This is a genomic window from Bacillus sp. DX3.1, assembly GCF_030292155.1.
In the GTDB taxonomy this organism is placed as follows: Bacteria; Bacillota; Bacilli; order Bacillales; family Bacillaceae_G; genus Bacillus_A.
Map to the genome: position 1 here is coordinate 1,129,360 of NZ_CP128153.1, position 16,794 is coordinate 1,146,153.

17 protein-coding genes are annotated in these 16,794 nt (G+C 38.5%); 8 read left to right on the forward strand and 9 right to left on the reverse strand.

The features are described 5' to 3' along the window. The first annotated feature begins 310 nt into the window (after positions 1-310). The 5 genes from QRE67_RS05600 (at position 311) to addA (ending at position 10,120) form a co-directional block, all read left to right on the forward strand. A complete protein-coding gene (locus QRE67_RS05600) occupies positions 311-889 on the forward strand; it encodes a competence protein ComK (protein WP_286123914.1) in 579 nt (192 codons plus the stop codon). Positions 890-1,275: 386 nt separating this feature from the next. Continuing rightward, entirely contained in the window at positions 1,276-1,869 is a 594-nt protein-coding gene (locus QRE67_RS05605; protein WP_286123915.1) for a TVP38/TMEM64 family protein, read from the forward strand. A gap of 57 nt (positions 1,870-1,926) precedes the next feature. Beyond that, on the forward strand, positions 1,927-2,490 hold the full coding sequence (gene lepB, locus QRE67_RS05610) for a signal peptidase I (protein WP_286123916.1): 564 nt from the start codon (positions 1,927-1,929) through the stop codon (positions 2,488-2,490). A 395-nt stretch (positions 2,491-2,885) separates the two neighbouring features. Then, on the forward strand, positions 2,886-6,398 hold the full coding sequence (gene addB, locus QRE67_RS05615) for a helicase-exonuclease AddAB subunit AddB (protein ID WP_286123917.1): 3,513 nt from the start codon (positions 2,886-2,888) through the stop codon (positions 6,396-6,398). Then, complete coding sequence (addA, locus tag QRE67_RS05620; protein ID WP_286123918.1) at positions 6,395-10,120, forward strand: helicase-exonuclease AddAB subunit AddA; 3,726 nt, start codon at positions 6,395-6,397, stop codon at positions 10,118-10,120. Before addB ends, addA begins: the two co-directional genes overlap by 4 nt. A 102-nt stretch (positions 10,121-10,222) precedes the next feature. On the opposite strand, the gene gerPF is transcribed toward addA, so the two are convergent. The 7 genes from gerPF to QRE67_RS05655 form a co-directional block, all read right to left on the reverse strand. Beyond that, positions 10,223-10,438, reverse strand: a complete 216-nt coding sequence (gene gerPF / locus QRE67_RS05625; protein ID WP_286123919.1) for a spore germination protein GerPF — start codon at positions 10,436-10,438, stop codon at positions 10,223-10,225. Between the two features lie 51 nt (positions 10,439-10,489). After that, the gene (locus QRE67_RS05630) at positions 10,490-10,870 is read right to left on the reverse strand and encodes a spore germination protein GerPE (protein WP_286123920.1); all 381 of its coding nucleotides are present in this window, start codon (positions 10,868-10,870) and stop codon (positions 10,490-10,492) included. Between the two features lie 12 nt (positions 10,871-10,882). Next, a complete protein-coding gene (locus QRE67_RS05635; protein WP_286123921.1) occupies positions 10,883-11,077 on the reverse strand; it encodes a spore germination protein GerPD in 195 nt (64 codons plus the stop codon). 6 nt (positions 11,078-11,083) lie between these two features. Next, a complete protein-coding gene (locus QRE67_RS05640; protein ID WP_286123922.1) occupies positions 11,084-11,698 on the reverse strand; it encodes a spore germination protein GerPC in 615 nt (204 codons plus the stop codon). A gap of 68 nt (positions 11,699-11,766) precedes the next feature. Beyond that, positions 11,767-11,973 (reverse strand): spore germination protein GerPB, encoded by a 207-nt coding sequence (locus QRE67_RS05645; RefSeq protein ID WP_286123924.1) that lies wholly within the window; start codon positions 11,971-11,973, stop codon positions 11,767-11,769. Positions 11,974-11,989: 16 nt separating this feature from the next. Continuing rightward, on the reverse strand, positions 11,990-12,211 hold the full coding sequence (locus tag QRE67_RS05650; protein ID WP_286123925.1) for a spore germination protein: 222 nt from the start codon (positions 12,209-12,211) through the stop codon (positions 11,990-11,992). A 296-nt stretch (positions 12,212-12,507) separates the two neighbouring features. Beyond that, entirely contained in the window at positions 12,508-12,687 is a 180-nt protein-coding gene (locus tag QRE67_RS05655; protein ID WP_286123926.1) for an aspartyl-phosphate phosphatase Spo0E family protein, read from the reverse strand. A gap of 243 nt (positions 12,688-12,930) precedes the next feature. Between QRE67_RS05655 and QRE67_RS05660 the strand changes: the two genes are divergently transcribed. Beyond that, positions 12,931-13,830, forward strand: coding sequence for a fumarylacetoacetate hydrolase family protein (locus QRE67_RS05660; RefSeq protein WP_286125196.1), 900 nt, complete (start codon positions 12,931-12,933; stop codon positions 13,828-13,830). 149 nt (positions 13,831-13,979) lie between these two features. Here QRE67_RS05660 and rocD read toward each other — a convergent pair whose 3' ends face one another. Then, positions 13,980-15,170: an ornithine aminotransferase gene (rocD, locus tag QRE67_RS05665; protein WP_286123927.1), complete on the reverse strand. Its 1,191-nt coding sequence runs from the start codon at positions 15,168-15,170 to the stop codon at positions 13,980-13,982. 147 nt (positions 15,171-15,317) lie between these two features. Here rocD and QRE67_RS05670 point away from each other — a divergent pair, with 147 nt between their 5' ends. After that, positions 15,318-15,689, forward strand: coding sequence for a YisL family protein (locus QRE67_RS05670; RefSeq protein ID WP_286123928.1), 372 nt, complete (start codon positions 15,318-15,320; stop codon positions 15,687-15,689). A gap of 131 nt (positions 15,690-15,820) precedes the next feature. Further along, positions 15,821-16,144, forward strand: coding sequence for a phenolic acid decarboxylase (locus QRE67_RS05675; RefSeq protein WP_286123929.1), 324 nt, complete (start codon positions 15,821-15,823; stop codon positions 16,142-16,144). A 47-nt stretch (positions 16,145-16,191) separates the two neighbouring features. On the opposite strand, the gene QRE67_RS05680 is transcribed toward QRE67_RS05675, so the two are convergent. Next, a complete protein-coding gene (locus QRE67_RS05680; protein ID WP_286123930.1) occupies positions 16,192-16,746 on the reverse strand; it encodes a DUF2777 domain-containing protein in 555 nt (184 codons plus the stop codon). Between the last annotated feature and the right edge of the window lie 48 nt (positions 16,747-16,794).

The window sequence follows — 16,794 nt, forward strand, 5'->3', positions numbered from 1 at the left end:
TATTCATTGGAGCTGTTAATAAAGAAATAGGATTTCAAATAAAGCTCTTCACTATTCTAGCTGTTTGTTATGTTACAAATATTTCAAAAAGGGAAGAATGTATTTTTCTATAGCAATCCATCGTTTTATGTAGGTAAATGATTGGTTTTTGTCTAGAAATTTGCATAGAGAAATATTATGAAATTTTGAAGTTTTATAATTGTTTGTAAAATATTTGAAAATATTAACTTTTTTATTTTTCAAATGGTACAATTATCCATGTAACAGCTGTTATATATTGTAAGTTAAATAATAAAGGAGCGAGTTAAAAATGGGTGAAAAAATGGAACACTATGTCGAAAACTATGTTGTGAACAAGAAAACGATGGCCTTACTTCCAGTTATTTTAGGGGACAAACGTATTGTAACGCGAGTGATTGAAGTAGAAGATTCCTTTTTTGTGTATCAAAAACCTCTTGATATTGTAGAAAGAAGTTGCCGCCGGCATGGATCTAGTTTTTTAGGTCGTAAAGAAGGCACAAAAGAATTAGCAAATATCACGCACAAAGCACCCATTGCCATTAGCCCTACCGACCAGCTTTATTTTTTTCCTACTTATTCATATTCTAGAAAGGAATGCGCTTGGCTATCCCACTTCCATATTGCAAATAGTAAAGAACTTGCAGATGGAAATCTTATCATTCGATTTATTAATGGTTTTGCAGTGAAAATAGAAATGTCAAAGAGTAGTTTTGAAAATCAACAAAATCGAACTGCAAAACTGCGGACGGAATATGAAGATCGAAAAGATAAACAAGGGAGACTTCTTTTTAAAAAGGTTGATAAAAAAGAAGAAGCTGAACTGAAACCAGCTTATGAGCGAGTATATCTTGTAAAAGAAGAAGACTAAATATAATGTGACAGTATAAAGGATGGGTGACCATCCTTTTTTTATTTCTCAATATAATAGAGGATGTTCAAAAAGTCCGGTAAAGATAGCCGCCCTATTTCTTCGTTACGTCGCCAGTCCGGTACTCATGTAGTTCCATCTACACTCCGTATCCTCCTGACTTCCGCGCCTCGAACTGCTCGGCTCTCTTTATCCTCCTTTTTGAACAATCACTATAAGGTAGTACCAAATAATTATAGATTGCCATACAATAATAATGCAGGATTTCTAAGTGAAAACATGGAACACTAATAAATACATCTTCATATGTCATATCTACCATTTCCTCTTCACGTCAAGCAGTGATAAAGTAAGGATAGGACTATAGCAAAGGGGCAAATAGTAGAATGGATTTTCAAACGATCAAAGAGTATTTTTCAGAAGAAAATATGGACCAGATTGTGGAGAGCTATCGGGCTTTTGGACCCCTTCTTGGTATCGGACTGCCAATGGTGGAAGCTCTCATTCCGGCACTCCCACTTATTTTGTTTGTGATGGCGAATGCAGTTGCTTTTGGTTTATGGCTTGGGTTCTTGTATTCATGGATTGGATCGGTTGTTGGTGCATTAATCGTATTTTCGGTCATTCGTCGTTTTGGGCGGAGTCGCTTTTTTTCTTTTGTGAATAAGCATCCGAAAGTACGCAGCGCGATGGGATGGATTGAACGAAAAGGATTTGCGCCGATTTTTGTACTATTTTGTTTTCCGTTTACGCCGTCTGCACTTATTAATGTTGTAGCGGGTTTATCACGTATTAGTAGACGCCAGTTTGTTTTAGCATTGGCACTTGGGAAACTTGTGATGATTTTTGTATTAAGTTATATCGGATATGATTTAACCTCTTTTTTTCATAAGCCAGTGAAAACAATTATTGTAATTGGCGTCATCTTTATTTTATGGTATGTCGGCAAGAAAATTGAAGTAAAGTTAGAACTACATTGAGACTAGTCTTCACTGTGAATGCAACTCCATTATAGAAAAAAGTAAGGGGAGATGCAGATGAAGCGAACGTTGAAAAAGGAAAGCTTAGAGTGGATGAGAACCATTTTTATAGGTGTGTTATTAGCTGTGTTTTTCCGAGCGTTTTTCTTTTCAACGTATGTGGTAGAGGGGAAGTCGATGATGCCGACCCTTCAAGATGGCAATATGCTTGTCGTTAATAAAGTGAGCTACCAAGTAGGGGAATTGAATCGATTTGATGTTGTGGTGTTTCATGCGAATAAGAAAGAAGATTACGTCAAGCGGATTATTGGTTTACCAGGCGATCATGTTGCATATAAAAATGATAAGCTCTACATAAACGGTCAGTTTATTGAAGAGCCCTATTTAGAAACATATAAGAAACAAGTGGAAGGCAGACGGTTGACAGGGGATTTCACGTTAGAAGAACTAACGCGGGAAAAGGTTGTCCCGAAAGGATACATTTTTGTTATTGGTGATAATCGTTTAGGGAGCTGGGATAGCCGTCACTTCGGCTTTGTAAAAGCGGATACAGTTGTCGGGAAAGTGGACTTGCGATATTGGCCAATTAATGAGGTGCAAACTAATTTTTCCAAAGGGTAATTAGAATTGCTTTTTATAATAGAGGAAGTTCAAAAAGTCCGGTAAAGATAGCAGTCGCATTTCTTCGTTACGTCGCCAGTCCGGTACTCATGTAGTTCCAGCTACACTCCGTATCCTCCTGGCTTCCGCGCCTCGAACTGCTCGGCTCTCTTTATCCTCCTTTTTGAACACGAACTAGAGGAAGTTCAAAAAGTCCGGTACCCATGTAGTTCCAGCTACACTCCGTATCCTCCTGGCTTCCGTACCTCGAGCTACTCGGTTCTCTTTATCCTCCTTTTTGAACATGTACTTATAGGGAAAAAAAGACAAGCAGTCGCTGTTTGTCTTTTTTCTTGTCGTATAATACAATGATGACAGCAAACTAACGTTCGTTATAGGTGAAAGGTGGGGATTACATGTCGCTTCGATTTGTGATTGGACGAGCTGGAAGTGGAAAAAGTGCATTTTGTTTACGTGAAGTGCAAGAAGAACTTAAACAGTGTCCAAGAGGTGAAACAATTTTATATCTTGTGCCAGAGCAGATGACGTTCCAAACGCAGCAGGCGTTAATCGGTAATGGGGACGTAAGTAGCTCGATTCGGGCGCAAGTTTTTAGTTTTTCACGTTTAGCGTGGAAGGTTCTGCAAGAGGTTGGTGGTGCAAGTCGTCTTCATATTGATGAGGCGGGTGTGCACATGTTGCTTCGCAAAATTGTTGAGGCACGTAAAGAAGGATTATATGTGTTTCAAAAAGCCGCGGAACAAAATGGCTTTTTTGAGCACCTTGGCAGCATGATTGCTGAATTTAAACGTTATAACTTAACACCATCTAATGTATATGAAATGTGGCAGCAGTTAGATACTCATAGCAATGGCAATGAGCAAAAAATATTAGCGAATAAAATGTACGATCTTCAGATTTTGTACGATGATTTTGAACGAGCTTTAATAGGTAAATATTTAGATTCTGAAGATTATTTACAGTTGCTTGTGGAGAAACTTCCGCATTCTGATTATGTAAATGGTGCTGAGATTTATATAGATGGATTTCATTCGTTTTCACCGCAAGAATTAGAGATTATTAGGCAGCTTCTTAGATGCGGGGCAAGAATAACGATTACATTAACATTGGATGAAAAAACATTGTCTGGGCCGGTGAGCGAACTTGATTTGTTTTATCAAACAATTCTTACGTATGAAAAGATAAAACAGCTGGCACACGAGGAGAAAATTACGATTGAAAATACGATTCCGATGCGAGAGCAACCGCGGTTTCGTTCAGCTGCATTGGCGCATTTAGAAGCACAATATGAATCTCGTCCAAATGCAAAATTTCAAGGTGAACCTAATATTACACTGTATACAGCGGCTAACTTACGAGCAGAAGTCGAAGGGGTTGCCCGTGAAGTGCGAAGACTTGTTGCAGAGGAGGAGTATCGCTACCGCGATATTGCTGTTCTTCTTCGTAACGGAGAAAGCTACTATGATGTGATGAAAACCCTTTTTACCGATTATAATATTCCACACTTTATTGATGAAAAGCGTCCGATGTCCCATCATCCGCTCATTGAATGCATTCGTTCTGCGCTGGAAACCATTAGTGGAAATTGGCGCTATGATGCAGTATTTCGCTGTGTGAAAACGGAGTTGTTATATCCGTTAGATGTAAGAAAAGAAATAATGCGTGAAGAGATGGATGAATTTGAAAATTATTGTTTAGCGTACGGTGTGCAAGGAAAGAGATGGACAGCGGATGAACCGTGGACATATCGCCGTTACCGTTCGTTAGATGGAGTAAATGGAATGCAAACCGATAGCGAGCGCGAGATGGAAGAAAAAATAAATCGTCTTCGTGATGTTATACGGACACCAATTATTCGTTTGCAGAAGCGTTTAAAACGTGCTGGAACGACAATGCAAATGTGTGAAGCGGTTTATTTATTTTTAGAAGAACTGGACGTTCCGAAAAAACTGGAAGACTTACGCATGCGGGCCGAAGCAGAAGGAAACTTCTTATTTGCAAATGATCATGATCAAGTATGGGAAGAAGTGATGAAGCTTCTTGATACATGTGTGGAAATGATCGGTGAGGAAAAGATGTCATTGGCTATGTTTATCGATGTGATGACAACTGGTTTAGAGGCGCTTCAGTTTGCCAATATCCCGCCATCTTTAGATCAAGTACTAATTGCCAATATTGATCATTCTCGTTTATCGGATATCCGAGCGGCCTTTGTTATCGGGGCCAATGAAGGAATTATTCCAGCAGCGCCTTCAGACGAGGGTATGTTATCAGATGAAGAGCGAGAGGTTCTCGTTTCAGCTGGTGTAGAATTAGCACCGACAACAAGACAGACTTTATTAGAAGAACAATTTATCATTTATCAAACGGTGACACGTGCATCCGAAAAGTTATATATTTCTTGTCCACTTGCCGATGAAGAAGGGAAAACATTACTCTCATCTAGTTTTATTAAGAAAGTAAAAAGAATGTTCCCTTTTGTCAAAGAAGTATTTATAACAAATGATGTGAACGATTTGTCTCGTCATGAGCAAATTTCGTATGTAGCAACGCCGGAGGTTACGCTGTCGTATGTGACGCAGCAGCTGCAAAACTGGAAGCGATACGGATTTGAAGGGAATTTAGACTTTTGGTGGGACGTATATAATTTCTATGTTACAACACCTGCGTGGAAGCAAAAAAGTTATCGTGTGTTATCCAGTTTGTTCTATCGAAACCAAGCACAGAAATTAAGCGCGGTTGTGAGCCGAGACTTGTACGGTGATACAATTAAAGGAAGCGTTTCTCGTATGGAATTATTTAATCGCTGTGCCTATGCTCATTTCGCGCAGCATGGGTTATCGCTAAGAGAGCGGGATATTTTTAAACTAGATGCACCGGATATCGGTGAACTATTCCATGCGGCATTAAAGAAAATTGCAGACAAGTTATTGCGTGAAAATCGCACTTGGTCTGATTTATCCATAAAAGAGTGTGAGCATCTTTCTGTCATGGTAATAGAAGAAATTGCACCGCTACTACAAAGGCAAATTCTATTAAGTTCAAATCGTCATTATTATTTAAAGCAAAAACTGCAGCAAATCATTTTCCGGACGTCTCTTATCCTTCGTGAGCATGCAAAATCAAGCGGGTTCGTACCGGTTGATTTAGAGGTGCCATTTGGTATGGGGGGGACAGGATCATTACCACCGATGGAGTTTTCATTGCCGAACGGAGTGAAAATGGAAGTTGTTGGCCGCATTGACCGCGTAGATAAAGCGGAAGACGAGAGCGGTACGTTCCTGCGCATTATTGACTATAAGTCAAGTGCCAAAGCATTAAATCTAACAGAAGTGTATTATGGTTTAGCGCTACAAATGTTAACGTATTTAGATGTTGTTATTTCTAATGCAAATACATGGATGAAGAAAGATGGGACGGCATCACCTGCTGGGGTCCTTTATTTCCATATTCATAATCCAATTGTAGAAATGAAAGGCGACGCTTCTGAGGAAGAAATTGAGCGAGAAATTTTAAAGAAATTTAAAATGAAAGGACTTGTGCTCGGAGATACAGATGTTGTGCGTTTAATGGATAACAAACTTGTGACAGGAAGCTCTGATATTATTTCTGCTGGTTTGAAAAAAGATGGAAGCTTTAGTGCTCGTTCTGATATTGCAAGTGAGCAAGAGTTTACGGTCTTGCAGCAATATGTGCATCATACATTTGAAAACATCGGAAAAGACATTACAGAAGGTGTAATTGATATTGCACCGTATAAAATGGGGAATAAAGCAGCTTGTACGTTTTGTAATTTCCGCTCTGTCTGTCAGTTTGATGAATCGCTTGAAGATAATCAGTATCGTACGTTAAAAGATATGAAAGATAGTGAAGCAATGGAGAAAATGAGAGAGGAGGTTGGAGAATGATGCAAAATTGGCCAGTAAAACCAGAAGGTAGTCAATGGACCGATGATCAATGGAAGGCAGTTGTTGCGAATGGTCGTGATATTTTAGTGGCAGCGGCAGCCGGATCAGGAAAAACGGCTGTACTTGTAGAGCGGATGATCCGTAAAATTATTTCTACTGAGAATCCTGTGGATGTAGATCGCTTACTTGTTGTGACGTTTACAAACGCAGCAGCACAAGAGATGAAAAACAGAATCGGTGAAGCATTAGAAAAAGTATTGATTGATGATCCAGCGTCACAACACGTCCGTAAACAACTGAGTTTATTAAATAAAGCATCGATTTCAACAATTCATTCATTCTGTTTGCAAGTCATTCGAACGTACTATTATATGCTCGATATTGATCCGCGTTTTCGCATTGCCAACCAGACAGAAAACGAATTATTAAAAGAAGAAGTACTAGACGATATATTAGAAGAAGAGTATGGAATCGAAGGAAATGACATCTTCTTTGAACTTGTCGATCGTTATACGAGTGATCGAAGCGATGACGATTTACAGCGCATGATTTTAGCGCTTCATACAGAGTCTAGAGCGCATCCGAATCCAGCGCTTTGGCTTGATAAACTTGTAGAAGCATATGATGTAGAAGGAAAATCAATTGAAGACTTGACCTATGCCTCTTATTTATTAGAAGATGTGAAGTTTCAGCTTCGGGCGGCAGAGCAACATGTTCGAAAAGCAATTGAGCTAGCGATGCTGCCAGATGGTCCTGCACCACGCATTGAGACATTGCAAGCGGATCTTGCGCTACTCACGACGTTGTCTGCAGCGTCACATCAGTCTTGGACAAGTGTATATGAAGCAATGCAAACTATTTCTTGGCAAACATTAAAGCGCATTAAGAAGAGTGACTATAATGATGATGTTGTGAAACAAGTAGATTCATTACGGAATAAAGCAAAAGATGAAGTGAAGAAGCTGCAAGAGGAGTTATTTAGCCGTAAACCAGAAAGCTTTTTACGTGATTTTCAAGATATGCACCCTGTGCTGCAAAAGCTTGTTCAGCTTGTAAAAGTATTTACAGGGCGTTTTCAAACGATAAAGCGTGATAAAGGAATGGTTGATTTTACAGATTTAGAGCATTTTTGTTTGCAGATTTTAAGTGAACACACTGAGAACGGTGAAATGTATCCATCGCCAGTTGCGCTTCAATATCGTAATAAGTTTGCGGAAGTTCTTGTTGATGAATATCAAGATACGAACTTTGTGCAGGAGTCGATTATTAAACTTGTAACGAAAGATTCAGAGCGAGAAGGTAATTTATTTATGGTCGGCGACGTAAAGCAATCTGTTTATCGGTTTCGATTAGCAGAACCTGGCTTGTTTTTAGGAAAATATAAACGTTTTACGTCTGAAGGAATAGACGGCGGTATGAAAATTGATTTAGCGAAAAACTTCCGAAGTCGTCATGAAGTGTTAGCTGGCACGAACTTTATTTTTAAACAGATTATGGGCGAAGCAGTTGGGGAAATTGACTATGATGCGGATGCAGAGTTAAAGCTAGGAGCGAGTTATCCAGCAGGTGACGATGTCGCAGCCGAACTGTTATGTATTCATCAATCTGATAAAGAAGTGTCAGATGGAGAAGAAGGTGTGGAAGTCGAAAAAGCGCAACTAGAAGCACGTCTCATTGCACAAAGAATAAAGGCGATGGTTGATTCCGGATATGAAGTATATGACCGTAAAACAGATAGTATGCGCCCTGTGAAATATCGTGATTTTGTTATTTTACTTCGTTCGATGCCATGGGCACCGCAAATTATGGAAGAGTTGAAATTACAAGGTATTCCTGTTTATGCAGAACTAGCGACAGGTTATTTTGAAGCGACAGAAGTGAACATCATGATGAATATCTTTCGGGTGATTGACAATCCGATGCAAGATATTCCGCTTGCAGCTGTACTGCGCTCGCCGATTGTCGGATTACATGATGAGGAACTCGCGATGTTACGTGCTCATGAAAAGAAAGGTTCGTTTTATGAAGTAATGCGCTCGTTCTTACAAGGTGCACCGCTCGAGGAAGAGGCAGAGTTACACAGGAAATTACAATGGTTTTATGATCTCCTGCAAGGCTGGCGAGAATTTGCCCGTCAGCAGTCGCTTTCTGATCTCATTTGGAAAGTATATCGTGAAACAGGTTATTATGATTTTGTCGGTGGTCTTCCAGCAGGAAAGCAGCGTCAGGCCAATTTACGTGTGTTATATGATCGTGCTCGTCAATATGAAGCAACGTCTTTCCGCGGGTTATTCCGTTTTCTGCGTTTTATTGAACGGATTTTAGAGCGCGGTGATGATATGGGAACAGCAAGAGCGCTTGGTGAACAAGAAGATGTTGTCCGCATTATGACCATTCATAAAAGTAAAGGGTTAGAGTTTCCGGTTGTATTCGTAGCGGGACTAGGGCGCCGCTTTAATACGCAAGATTTAATGAAGCGCTTCTTATTACACAAAGATTTCGGTTTCGGATCGCAATTTATTGATCCGCGTAAACGAATTAAATATACGACGCTATCGCAGTTGGCAATTAGGCGGAAAATGAAGATGGAACTGATTGCCGAAGAAATGCGAGTATTATATGTTGCGTTAACACGTGCAAAAGAAAAACTCATTTTAATCGGTACGGTGAAGGATAAAGACAAAGAGATAGAAAAGTGGCTGGATGCACGGGAACATACCGATTGGTTGTTACCAGATTATGTTCGCGCGGGAGCATCTTGTTATTTAGATTGGATTGCACCATCATTATATAGGCACCGTGATAGTGAAATGCTTCTTGAACTTGGACAGGGAAACATTCCAAATGATATTTATCAGTATGACGCAAGCTGGAAAGTTGAGGCTATTGATGGTGCAAGTTTGCAGGCGCCAGAACCAATTCAAGAAGAAAAACAAGAACTATTAGAAGCACTTCGTGAGAAGAAGCCTGTTCCAGTAGAGAGCGAACGAAAAGAAGAAGTATACGCGCGGTTAACATGGCAATATGCATATGGAGAAGCAACAGCACATCGAGCAAAACAGTCTGTCACGGAAATTAAGCGAAACTATCAATCGGAAGATGGAAGTGATCATGCTTTTATTAAAAAGATACGTGCGCCTATCCAAACGCGCCCGCGGTTTATGGAGAAAAAAGGACTGAGTTATGCGGAACGTGGAACAGCTGTACACGCTGTGATGCAGCATGTGAATTTGAAAAAGCCAATTACAGCAGAAACAATTCAAGAACAAATTGCTGAAATGGTGAATAAAGAATTGTTAACATTTGAGCAGGCAGAAGAGATTGCAGCTGAGAGAATCGTTGCTTTCTTTGATACGGAGCTTGGGAAACGGGTACTGGCTGCGAAAAGTGTAGAACGCGAAGTGCCATTTACAATGATGTTATCAGCAGAGGAAGCGTATCAAAATTGGCAAGGAGAGCATGAAGAATCTGTGCTTGTGCAAGGTGTCATCGATTGCATGATGGAAGAGGAAGACGGCGTTGTATTAGTTGATTTTAAAACTGATACCATTGAAGGGCGTTTTCCAGGTGGATTTGATCAGGCAAGACCTGTTTTAGAAGATCGCTATAAAGTACAGCTTACATTGTATGGAAAGGCACTGGAGAAAAGTTTAGGTCAGCCTGTGAAGGGAAAATATTTATACTTTTTTGATGGAAATCATGTGCTACGAGTAGATGAGTAACTACTTCGTTCTTAAAATGGATTCGAAGATAGCCATCATCAAAGTTTGTTAGAATAAAAAAATCAAAACAAATAAAAAAGTAGGGGGCTTCCTCCTACTTTTTTATGCTGTTCCAATTTGATCTTGATCGGCAACGTCCGAATCAAATGTATTTGTTGCACTGACACCGTTGAATGTACTGACAACAAAACCAACATTTGATGCGCCTGATCCGTTATAGGCTTTCGTATTTTCTTTCGGGGATACGTTATAAAAATCACCTAAATTGAAAGAACCGTTGCTATTTTGAACGATAAGGTTTCCAACGACAGAGGGCATGTTTTTCACCTACTTCATCAGTCTTCTTTAACATTATTATATGATTCATTTTTATAAAGGTTCATCAGTGATGTATTGACGAATTTGAAGGAGGCGTGCGTTGTTAAAAGCATAATCAACTGAACCAATGTGAAAACAAGCGGAATTTAAAAGGGCACGAATAGTAACATCATTTACTTCAATAAAAGGGCATTCATTGATGACGTTCATTTTGATATCGGTTGATCGAGATGGAATTGTGATTTCATTATCTGTAAAGATAGCATAAGCATCTAATTTACCTTCTTGTTCTAAGAAGTAAGGAATTTCACGATGTACGGCAAGTGATCGGCTTATTAATTCCATCTGATTGGAATCACCGACTTGAAAAACTCCAGAAATCCCCATAGAGATAACAGAGGAACGATGAACAACTGAAATATGTCGAAACATTAAGAACCCTCCTTAACCTCGAGCGGTAGGAACATCGGTAACTAGAGGTACAAAAGCTCCCTCTATCACAGATTCCAAAGGCGTATCGAGAATTGAAGAAAGAATGAGAAGGTTGGCATCACCAATTAAAAATAGCGCTGAGGAAGAGATACCGTTCATTTTTATCGTACCAACTTTTATTTCACGATTTACAACAGTAAAATTCATACATACTTACTCCTTTCGGAAGTTGCTTGGTATGTGCTGAATAAAGGAAAGGAATGCTTTATCAATATCTTGTTTCATAGCTTGAATGATTACATCTTTCATATACTGGGGATCTGATGCAATGTCTTCATACGGCTGTACTTGTGATAAGTAGTAAGGAAGGCGATGCTCCATTTGTTTTTTTATATCGTCAATCATCATTTGTCGATACATATTATCCAGTGGTGTCCGTTCTTCTTGTTCAAAATGAAGAATGCGTTTATATGCTTCTTCGTCTAAATAGCGATGCATCTCTTGAATGATGTCTTGATAAAAATCAGGATTTGTTTGTGTTTCTGGATTTACTTTTAATGTTTCGGTATCTACTTGAAAATCTTCAATCTGTTGGTCTTTGCTTGTAAATGGATTTAAGCCGATGTTTAATGTACCATTTAAATTTTCTACTTTTAGTTGGTCAAATTTGTATTCTACTTTTCCTATAGAAGAGGAGGGACGGCTTTTTAGTTCATCAAGCTCTTCCGTTAATAAGCGTACTTTTTCTTCTAAAGCATTGATTGTTTCTTGTTGTTTTTGAAGAACTTGTTGGAATTGTTGTAAGTACGTGTATATATCTTGATTCACTGCGTGAAACCTCCTTTTCAACAGGGAGGGTGTGTTGAGCTGCTCTATATGTTTATGACAAAAACAGCTTAAGAAGAACTAGACGCCGGCTTAATAGAAATAATTTGTCCTTTTGCTGTAAGGGGGCGAAGTGGCTCTGTAAATCCACCAGTATTTGAGAACTTAGATAAAGCTTTAATGCTTCCGGCACTTCCAATTTGAAAAACCGATGATGTTGTAATGCTATCTATTTTTATACTGTTAATGATAATACTTTGATGTACGTAGAAATTCATTTTCCATTCGCCTCCTTTAAGTGGACCCGATGATGGCCTGATCGACTACGTCTTGATCATTGACATTTGTTGAGCTTTCATAATTGTACACAGAAACAGCTTCACCAACATTAAAAGAACCAGCTCCTGCAAAGGCGCGAGAATAACTAATCGGCCGAATCGCAAATACATCTCCTATATGAAAAATACCACTTGATCCAATGTTAGCGATATGGATATGTCCAACCATTGCTGGCATAGAAAACACCTTTCATATTAAAATTTTCATATTTGTCCGTTTTTAAAGGACTATTTTAGAATAGAAATTTCCTTATAGAGTGCGTGTTCAAAAAGGAGGTAAAGAGAGCCGGGTAGTTCGAGGTGCAGAAGCCAGAAGGATACGGCGTGTAGATTGAACTACATGAGTACCGGAGTGGCGACGTAACGAAGAAATAGGGCAGCTATCTTTACCGGACTTTTTGAACATCCTCTTATAGTATTGTATGGGCATTTTTACTAAAATGTGTCTTTTTTTAAATAAAAGACACACACAATTTAGTGTGTGTCTGTATCTGTGTTTTGAGTGGGGAGACAATATGCGTCTATAACCAGAACAACGTTTAAGAGCCTGTCCAGTTCTTGACTACAAATAACTGTTTTTTGAGAGGTTATTCCATAGCGTTCAGCAAAATACATCATTTTTTCACGCTTCTTTTCAATTGCTTGCTCAAACATAGAATCGGCTCCATCTCCTTATAGATTTTAAGAGTATCTGTAGTACATATTATACAAACTTTCCATAAAAAAGAAATACATTCGCTAAAAATAGTAAAAATTCTACATTTTTTCCTAAAGGAGTTCATGAATAAACAAAAAACGCAAAGAATATTGTGGAAACTCGAATGTGTTAGCAGGTTTTTTTTCAGGCGATGCGAATACAATTATATTGTATGAGTTTTAGGATGGAGAGTGGAAATGATGCGGTTGGTTACAGTGAAGAAAGAAGAAAAGATATTTGTCGGTGTTGTGGATGATTATGAGCACACGGTGCTGCATATAAGAGAGGCACAGAAACAAAAAGGGGAAAAGGTTACAGTTCCTATCACGATGTTAGAATGCATTGAGCAAGGAAATGCATTTATTGAAAAGGTAAATGAGATTGTAAGATGGGCAAAAGAGAATGAAACGACGGCGTATTATCTATTATCAGATGTCAAAATATTAGCTCCTATTCCTCGGCCGAGAAAGAATATTCTTTGTGTCGGAAAAAATTACCGAGATCATGCGATAGAAATGGGTGGAGAGGAAGCGGTACCTAAGGATATTATGATTTTCACAAAGGCGCCAACAACTGTCATTGGAGATGGGGAGCAGATTCATAGTCATCCACATGCAACGAATGAACTGGATTATGAGGGAGAACTTGCGATTGTTATTGGGAAACGTGGGAAACAAATCGCGAAAAATAAGGCTCTTGAACATGTTTTCGGTTATACAATTTTGAATGATGTAACGGCTCGAGATATTCAAAGAAAGCATAAACAATTTTTCTTAGGAAAAAGTTTCGATACATTTTGTCCAATGGGACCATATTTAGTGCATAAGACGTATATTGAAAGTCCAAATGAGTTAAACGTTGAGACAAAAATTAATGGGGAAGTGCGCCAATCCTCGAATACTGCAAATATGATGTTTTCTATAGAAGATATTATTTCTATCGTAAGTAAAGGGATGACGTTAGAGCCTGGAGATATAATTGCAACAGGAACACCAGCTGGAGTTGGGAAAGGTTTTACACCCCCAAAGTTCCTGCATGCTGGCGATGAGGTAATGATAACAGTGCAACATATTGGAACTCTCCACAATACAGTCAAATAGTAGCGTGCGTGTTCCTTATATTTGGCTCATCCCTATATTATTTGCATTGCATAACGCTGAAGAGTATTATTCTTTTCCTGAAATGAAATATGTACAACCAATTCGTATGGAATAAAACAAGCTGCCTCCAGTGAGGCAGCTTGTTTGTATTATGATAATACCGCTTTAATTTTTTGGAACGCCCATTCTAAATCTTCTTCAGAAATGACAAGAGGCGGTGCGATACGAATTACATTTTCGTGTGTTTCTTTACATAGTAACCCTGCTTCTTTTAATTTTTCACAGTATGGACGAGCAGATTCGTTTAATTCGATTCCGATAAATAATCCTTTACCACGTATTTCTGTAATCATCGGATTATCGATTTCTTTTAATTGTCCTACTAATTTTTCTCCTAATTGAAGAGAACGTTCTGTTAATTTTTCATCTAATAATACGTCAAGAGCTGCGATAGAAACAGCACATGCAAGTGGGTTACCACCAAATGTAGAGCCGTGAGAGCCTGGTTCAAATACTTCTAAAATATCGCGGTTTGCTGCAACACAAGAGATTGGGAACACGCCTCCACCTAATGCTTTTCCAAGTATGTACATGTCAGGAATTACGTTGTCCCAATCGCATGCGAATAATTTCCCAGTACGCCCTAAACCAGTTTGGATTTCATCAGCTACAAATAAAACGTTTTCTTTTTTACATACATCAAATGCTGCTTGTAAGAAACCTGCTGGTGGAATGTTAATTCCTGCTTCTCCTTGAATTGGCTCTAAAATAAATGCTGCTGTATTTGGTGTGATCGCAGCTTTTAATGCATCTAAATCGCCGTAAGGAATGACAACAATACCAGGAAGCATTGGTCCAAAGCCGCGTTTGTATTCCGGATTAGATGACATGGAAACAGCACCCATTGTACGACCGTGGAAGTTATCTTCACAAACAATAATTTCAGCTCTATTTTCTTCTACTTTTTTTACGTCATATGCCCAGCGGCGTGCTGTTTTGATTGCAGTTTCAACAGCTTCCGCACCTGTATTCATTGGAAGTACCATATTTTTATTTGTTAATTTCGCTACTTTTTCATACCAAGGACCTAATTGATCGCTATGAAATGCACGTGAAGTTAATGTAACACGGTTCGCTTGATCAATTAATGCATTGATGATTTTTGGATGACGATGACCTTGGTTTACTGCGGAATATGCACTAAGCAAGTCCATATAGCGATTGCCTTCAGGATCTTCTACCCAAACACCTTCTGCTTTGGCAATTACGATTGGTAGCGGATGATAGTTATTTGCCCCGTATGTGTCAGTTAGTTCGATAATATCTTTTGTTTGAATCATGATAGTTCCCCCTTTTGTTATTACAAGAAGTTTGTAAATACTCTAAATATTATATCATTTAAACTGGAAAAAGCGAAATATTTCCTGAAAAGAAATGGACATGGTATCATATAAAGTGAAAAAGTGTGAATAGAGGAGGGGGATTACATGACAACACACATGCATATTACCGCATGGGCGTTAGGGCTTATTTTATTCTTCGTGGCGTATTCAATGTATACGGCAGGAAGAAAAGGTAAAGGCGTACATATGGGGCTTCGTCTTATGTATATTATCATCATTGTAACAGGGTTCTTACTGTATCAAAGCATTATGAAAACAGCAACAGGTAATGCACATATGTGGTATGGCTTAAAAATGGTAATTGGCGTTTGGGTCATTGCTGCAATGGAAATGATTCTTGTGAAAACAAGTAAGCAAAAACAGGCAGGAGCATTTTGGGTTCAATTTATTATCGCGTTTGTCGTTGTGCTATATTTAGGCTTACGATTACCGATAGGATTTTCACCATTTGCGTAAAAGACAACCGTCTTATTTCTCTATAAAGGGGAGTAGGATGGTTTTTTTAATCTCCTGTTTAACTTGAAAAAGGAATAAAGTTGTAACTAAAACGGTTACGTGTATAGATTGATGTCAGAGGAGAGAGAAGTATGAAAACATATATTGGACGTACAGTTGAAGTGAGATATGAAAATGGCCTTGTGTTTCGAGTTACTTATCAGAATGAAACGACTTTAAGATGGGAAGCTGTAGCTGGTCCGAAAAAAGGACAAACTGGAGAGGAAATCATTACCGCGATGGAAGTTGCCTCAGGTATTTATTTCTTGAACTGGATTGAAAACGATGGCTTAACAATTAGTCAAATATTGAACTTGCATGAAATGAAAATGAATACATTTATGACGTTTGAGAATGGTGAAGATAGACAAAGTCTGTTTGAAACAGCTACAGTTACAAATGTTCCGACAAAATAAAAAAAACGCTTATTCACTTGCGAATGAGCGTTTTTTTTATTTTGTACTCAAGTTGCATCTACATGTAATTGTTCCCCGTTTGTTTTTGTGAATTGAAATATATTTTTATTACATGTAGAAAATCGAACATAGTGATGATGTAAAGCGCAAATCATTTCTTCATTATCAAATAAGAGAATATTTACGCCTTCGCAATGCTGCTCCTTCGGCTGGAACGATAAGAAATTATGACAGTATATACAGTCATATAAAGAATAACCCAGTGACTGTAATGTTTCTGTCAATAATGAAAAAGTAGTATCAGGTAGTTCTTCTAGCCACTCGTGATAACTCAGCAGCAACTTTTTGCGAATACGCACTGTTTCACCGTCTTGTAATGGGTGATGCTCATTGGCGACTTGTAAGATATTTTGTTCATAAAATCGTGCCGGTAGCCAATTGTTGTTATATAAAACTTCAAATCCATCTTCAATGATATCCTCTAATAAAAATGCCTCGTCATTTTCATCATCAAAGAATATCCATTCGTCGTTTATATACTCCACGTTTCCGATTGTATGCGCACGCGGTTGATTATACAAAATATGTTTGCGTTGTTTCATTTGTGATTTCTCCTTTTTTATAGAAGTGTCTGTTCTTGTTATAGACAG

Bases quoted from the DNA above. Each gene is read 5' to 3' on its own strand.
- QRE67_RS05675 (WP_286123929.1), top strand. From the start codon at position 15,821: ATGAAAACATATATTGGACGTACAGTTGAAGTGAGATATGAAAATGGC.
- lepB (WP_286123916.1), top strand. From the start codon at position 1,927: ATGAAGCGAACGTTGAAAAAGGAAAGCTTAGAGTGGATGAGAACCATT.
- QRE67_RS05680 (WP_286123930.1), bottom strand. From the start codon at position 16,746: ATGAAACAACGCAAACATATTTTGTATAATCAACCGCGTGCGCATACA.
- QRE67_RS05630 (WP_286123920.1), bottom strand. From the start codon at position 10,870: ATGTTTCGACATATTTCAGTTGTTCATCGTTCCTCTGTTATCTCTATG.
- QRE67_RS05660 (WP_286125196.1), top strand. From the start codon at position 12,931: ATGCGGTTGGTTACAGTGAAGAAAGAAGAAAAGATATTTGTCGGTGTT.
- addA (WP_286123918.1), top strand. From the start codon at position 6,395: ATGATGCAAAATTGGCCAGTAAAACCAGAAGGTAGTCAATGGACCGAT.
- rocD (WP_286123927.1), bottom strand. From the start codon at position 15,170: ATGATTCAAACAAAAGATATTATCGAACTAACTGACACATACGGGGCA.
- QRE67_RS05635 (WP_286123921.1), bottom strand. From the start codon at position 11,077: ATGAATTTTACTGTTGTAAATCGTGAAATAAAAGTTGGTACGATAAAA.
- QRE67_RS05655 (WP_286123926.1), bottom strand. From the start codon at position 12,687: ATGTTTGAGCAAGCAATTGAAAAGAAGCGTGAAAAAATGATGTATTTT.
- QRE67_RS05605 (WP_286123915.1), top strand. From the start codon at position 1,276: ATGGATTTTCAAACGATCAAAGAGTATTTTTCAGAAGAAAATATGGAC.
- QRE67_RS05600 (WP_286123914.1), top strand. From the start codon at position 311: ATGGGTGAAAAAATGGAACACTATGTCGAAAACTATGTTGTGAACAAG.
- QRE67_RS05650 (WP_286123925.1), bottom strand. From the start codon at position 12,211: ATGCCAGCAATGGTTGGACATATCCATATCGCTAACATTGGATCAAGT.
- gerPF (WP_286123919.1), bottom strand. From the start codon at position 10,438: ATGCCCTCTGTCGTTGGAAACCTTATCGTTCAAAATAGCAACGGTTCT.
- addB (WP_286123917.1), top strand. From the start codon at position 2,886: ATGTCGCTTCGATTTGTGATTGGACGAGCTGGAAGTGGAAAAAGTGCA.
- QRE67_RS05670 (WP_286123928.1), top strand. From the start codon at position 15,318: ATGACAACACACATGCATATTACCGCATGGGCGTTAGGGCTTATTTTA.
- QRE67_RS05645 (WP_286123924.1), bottom strand. From the start codon at position 11,973: ATGAATTTCTACGTACATCAAAGTATTATCATTAACAGTATAAAAATA.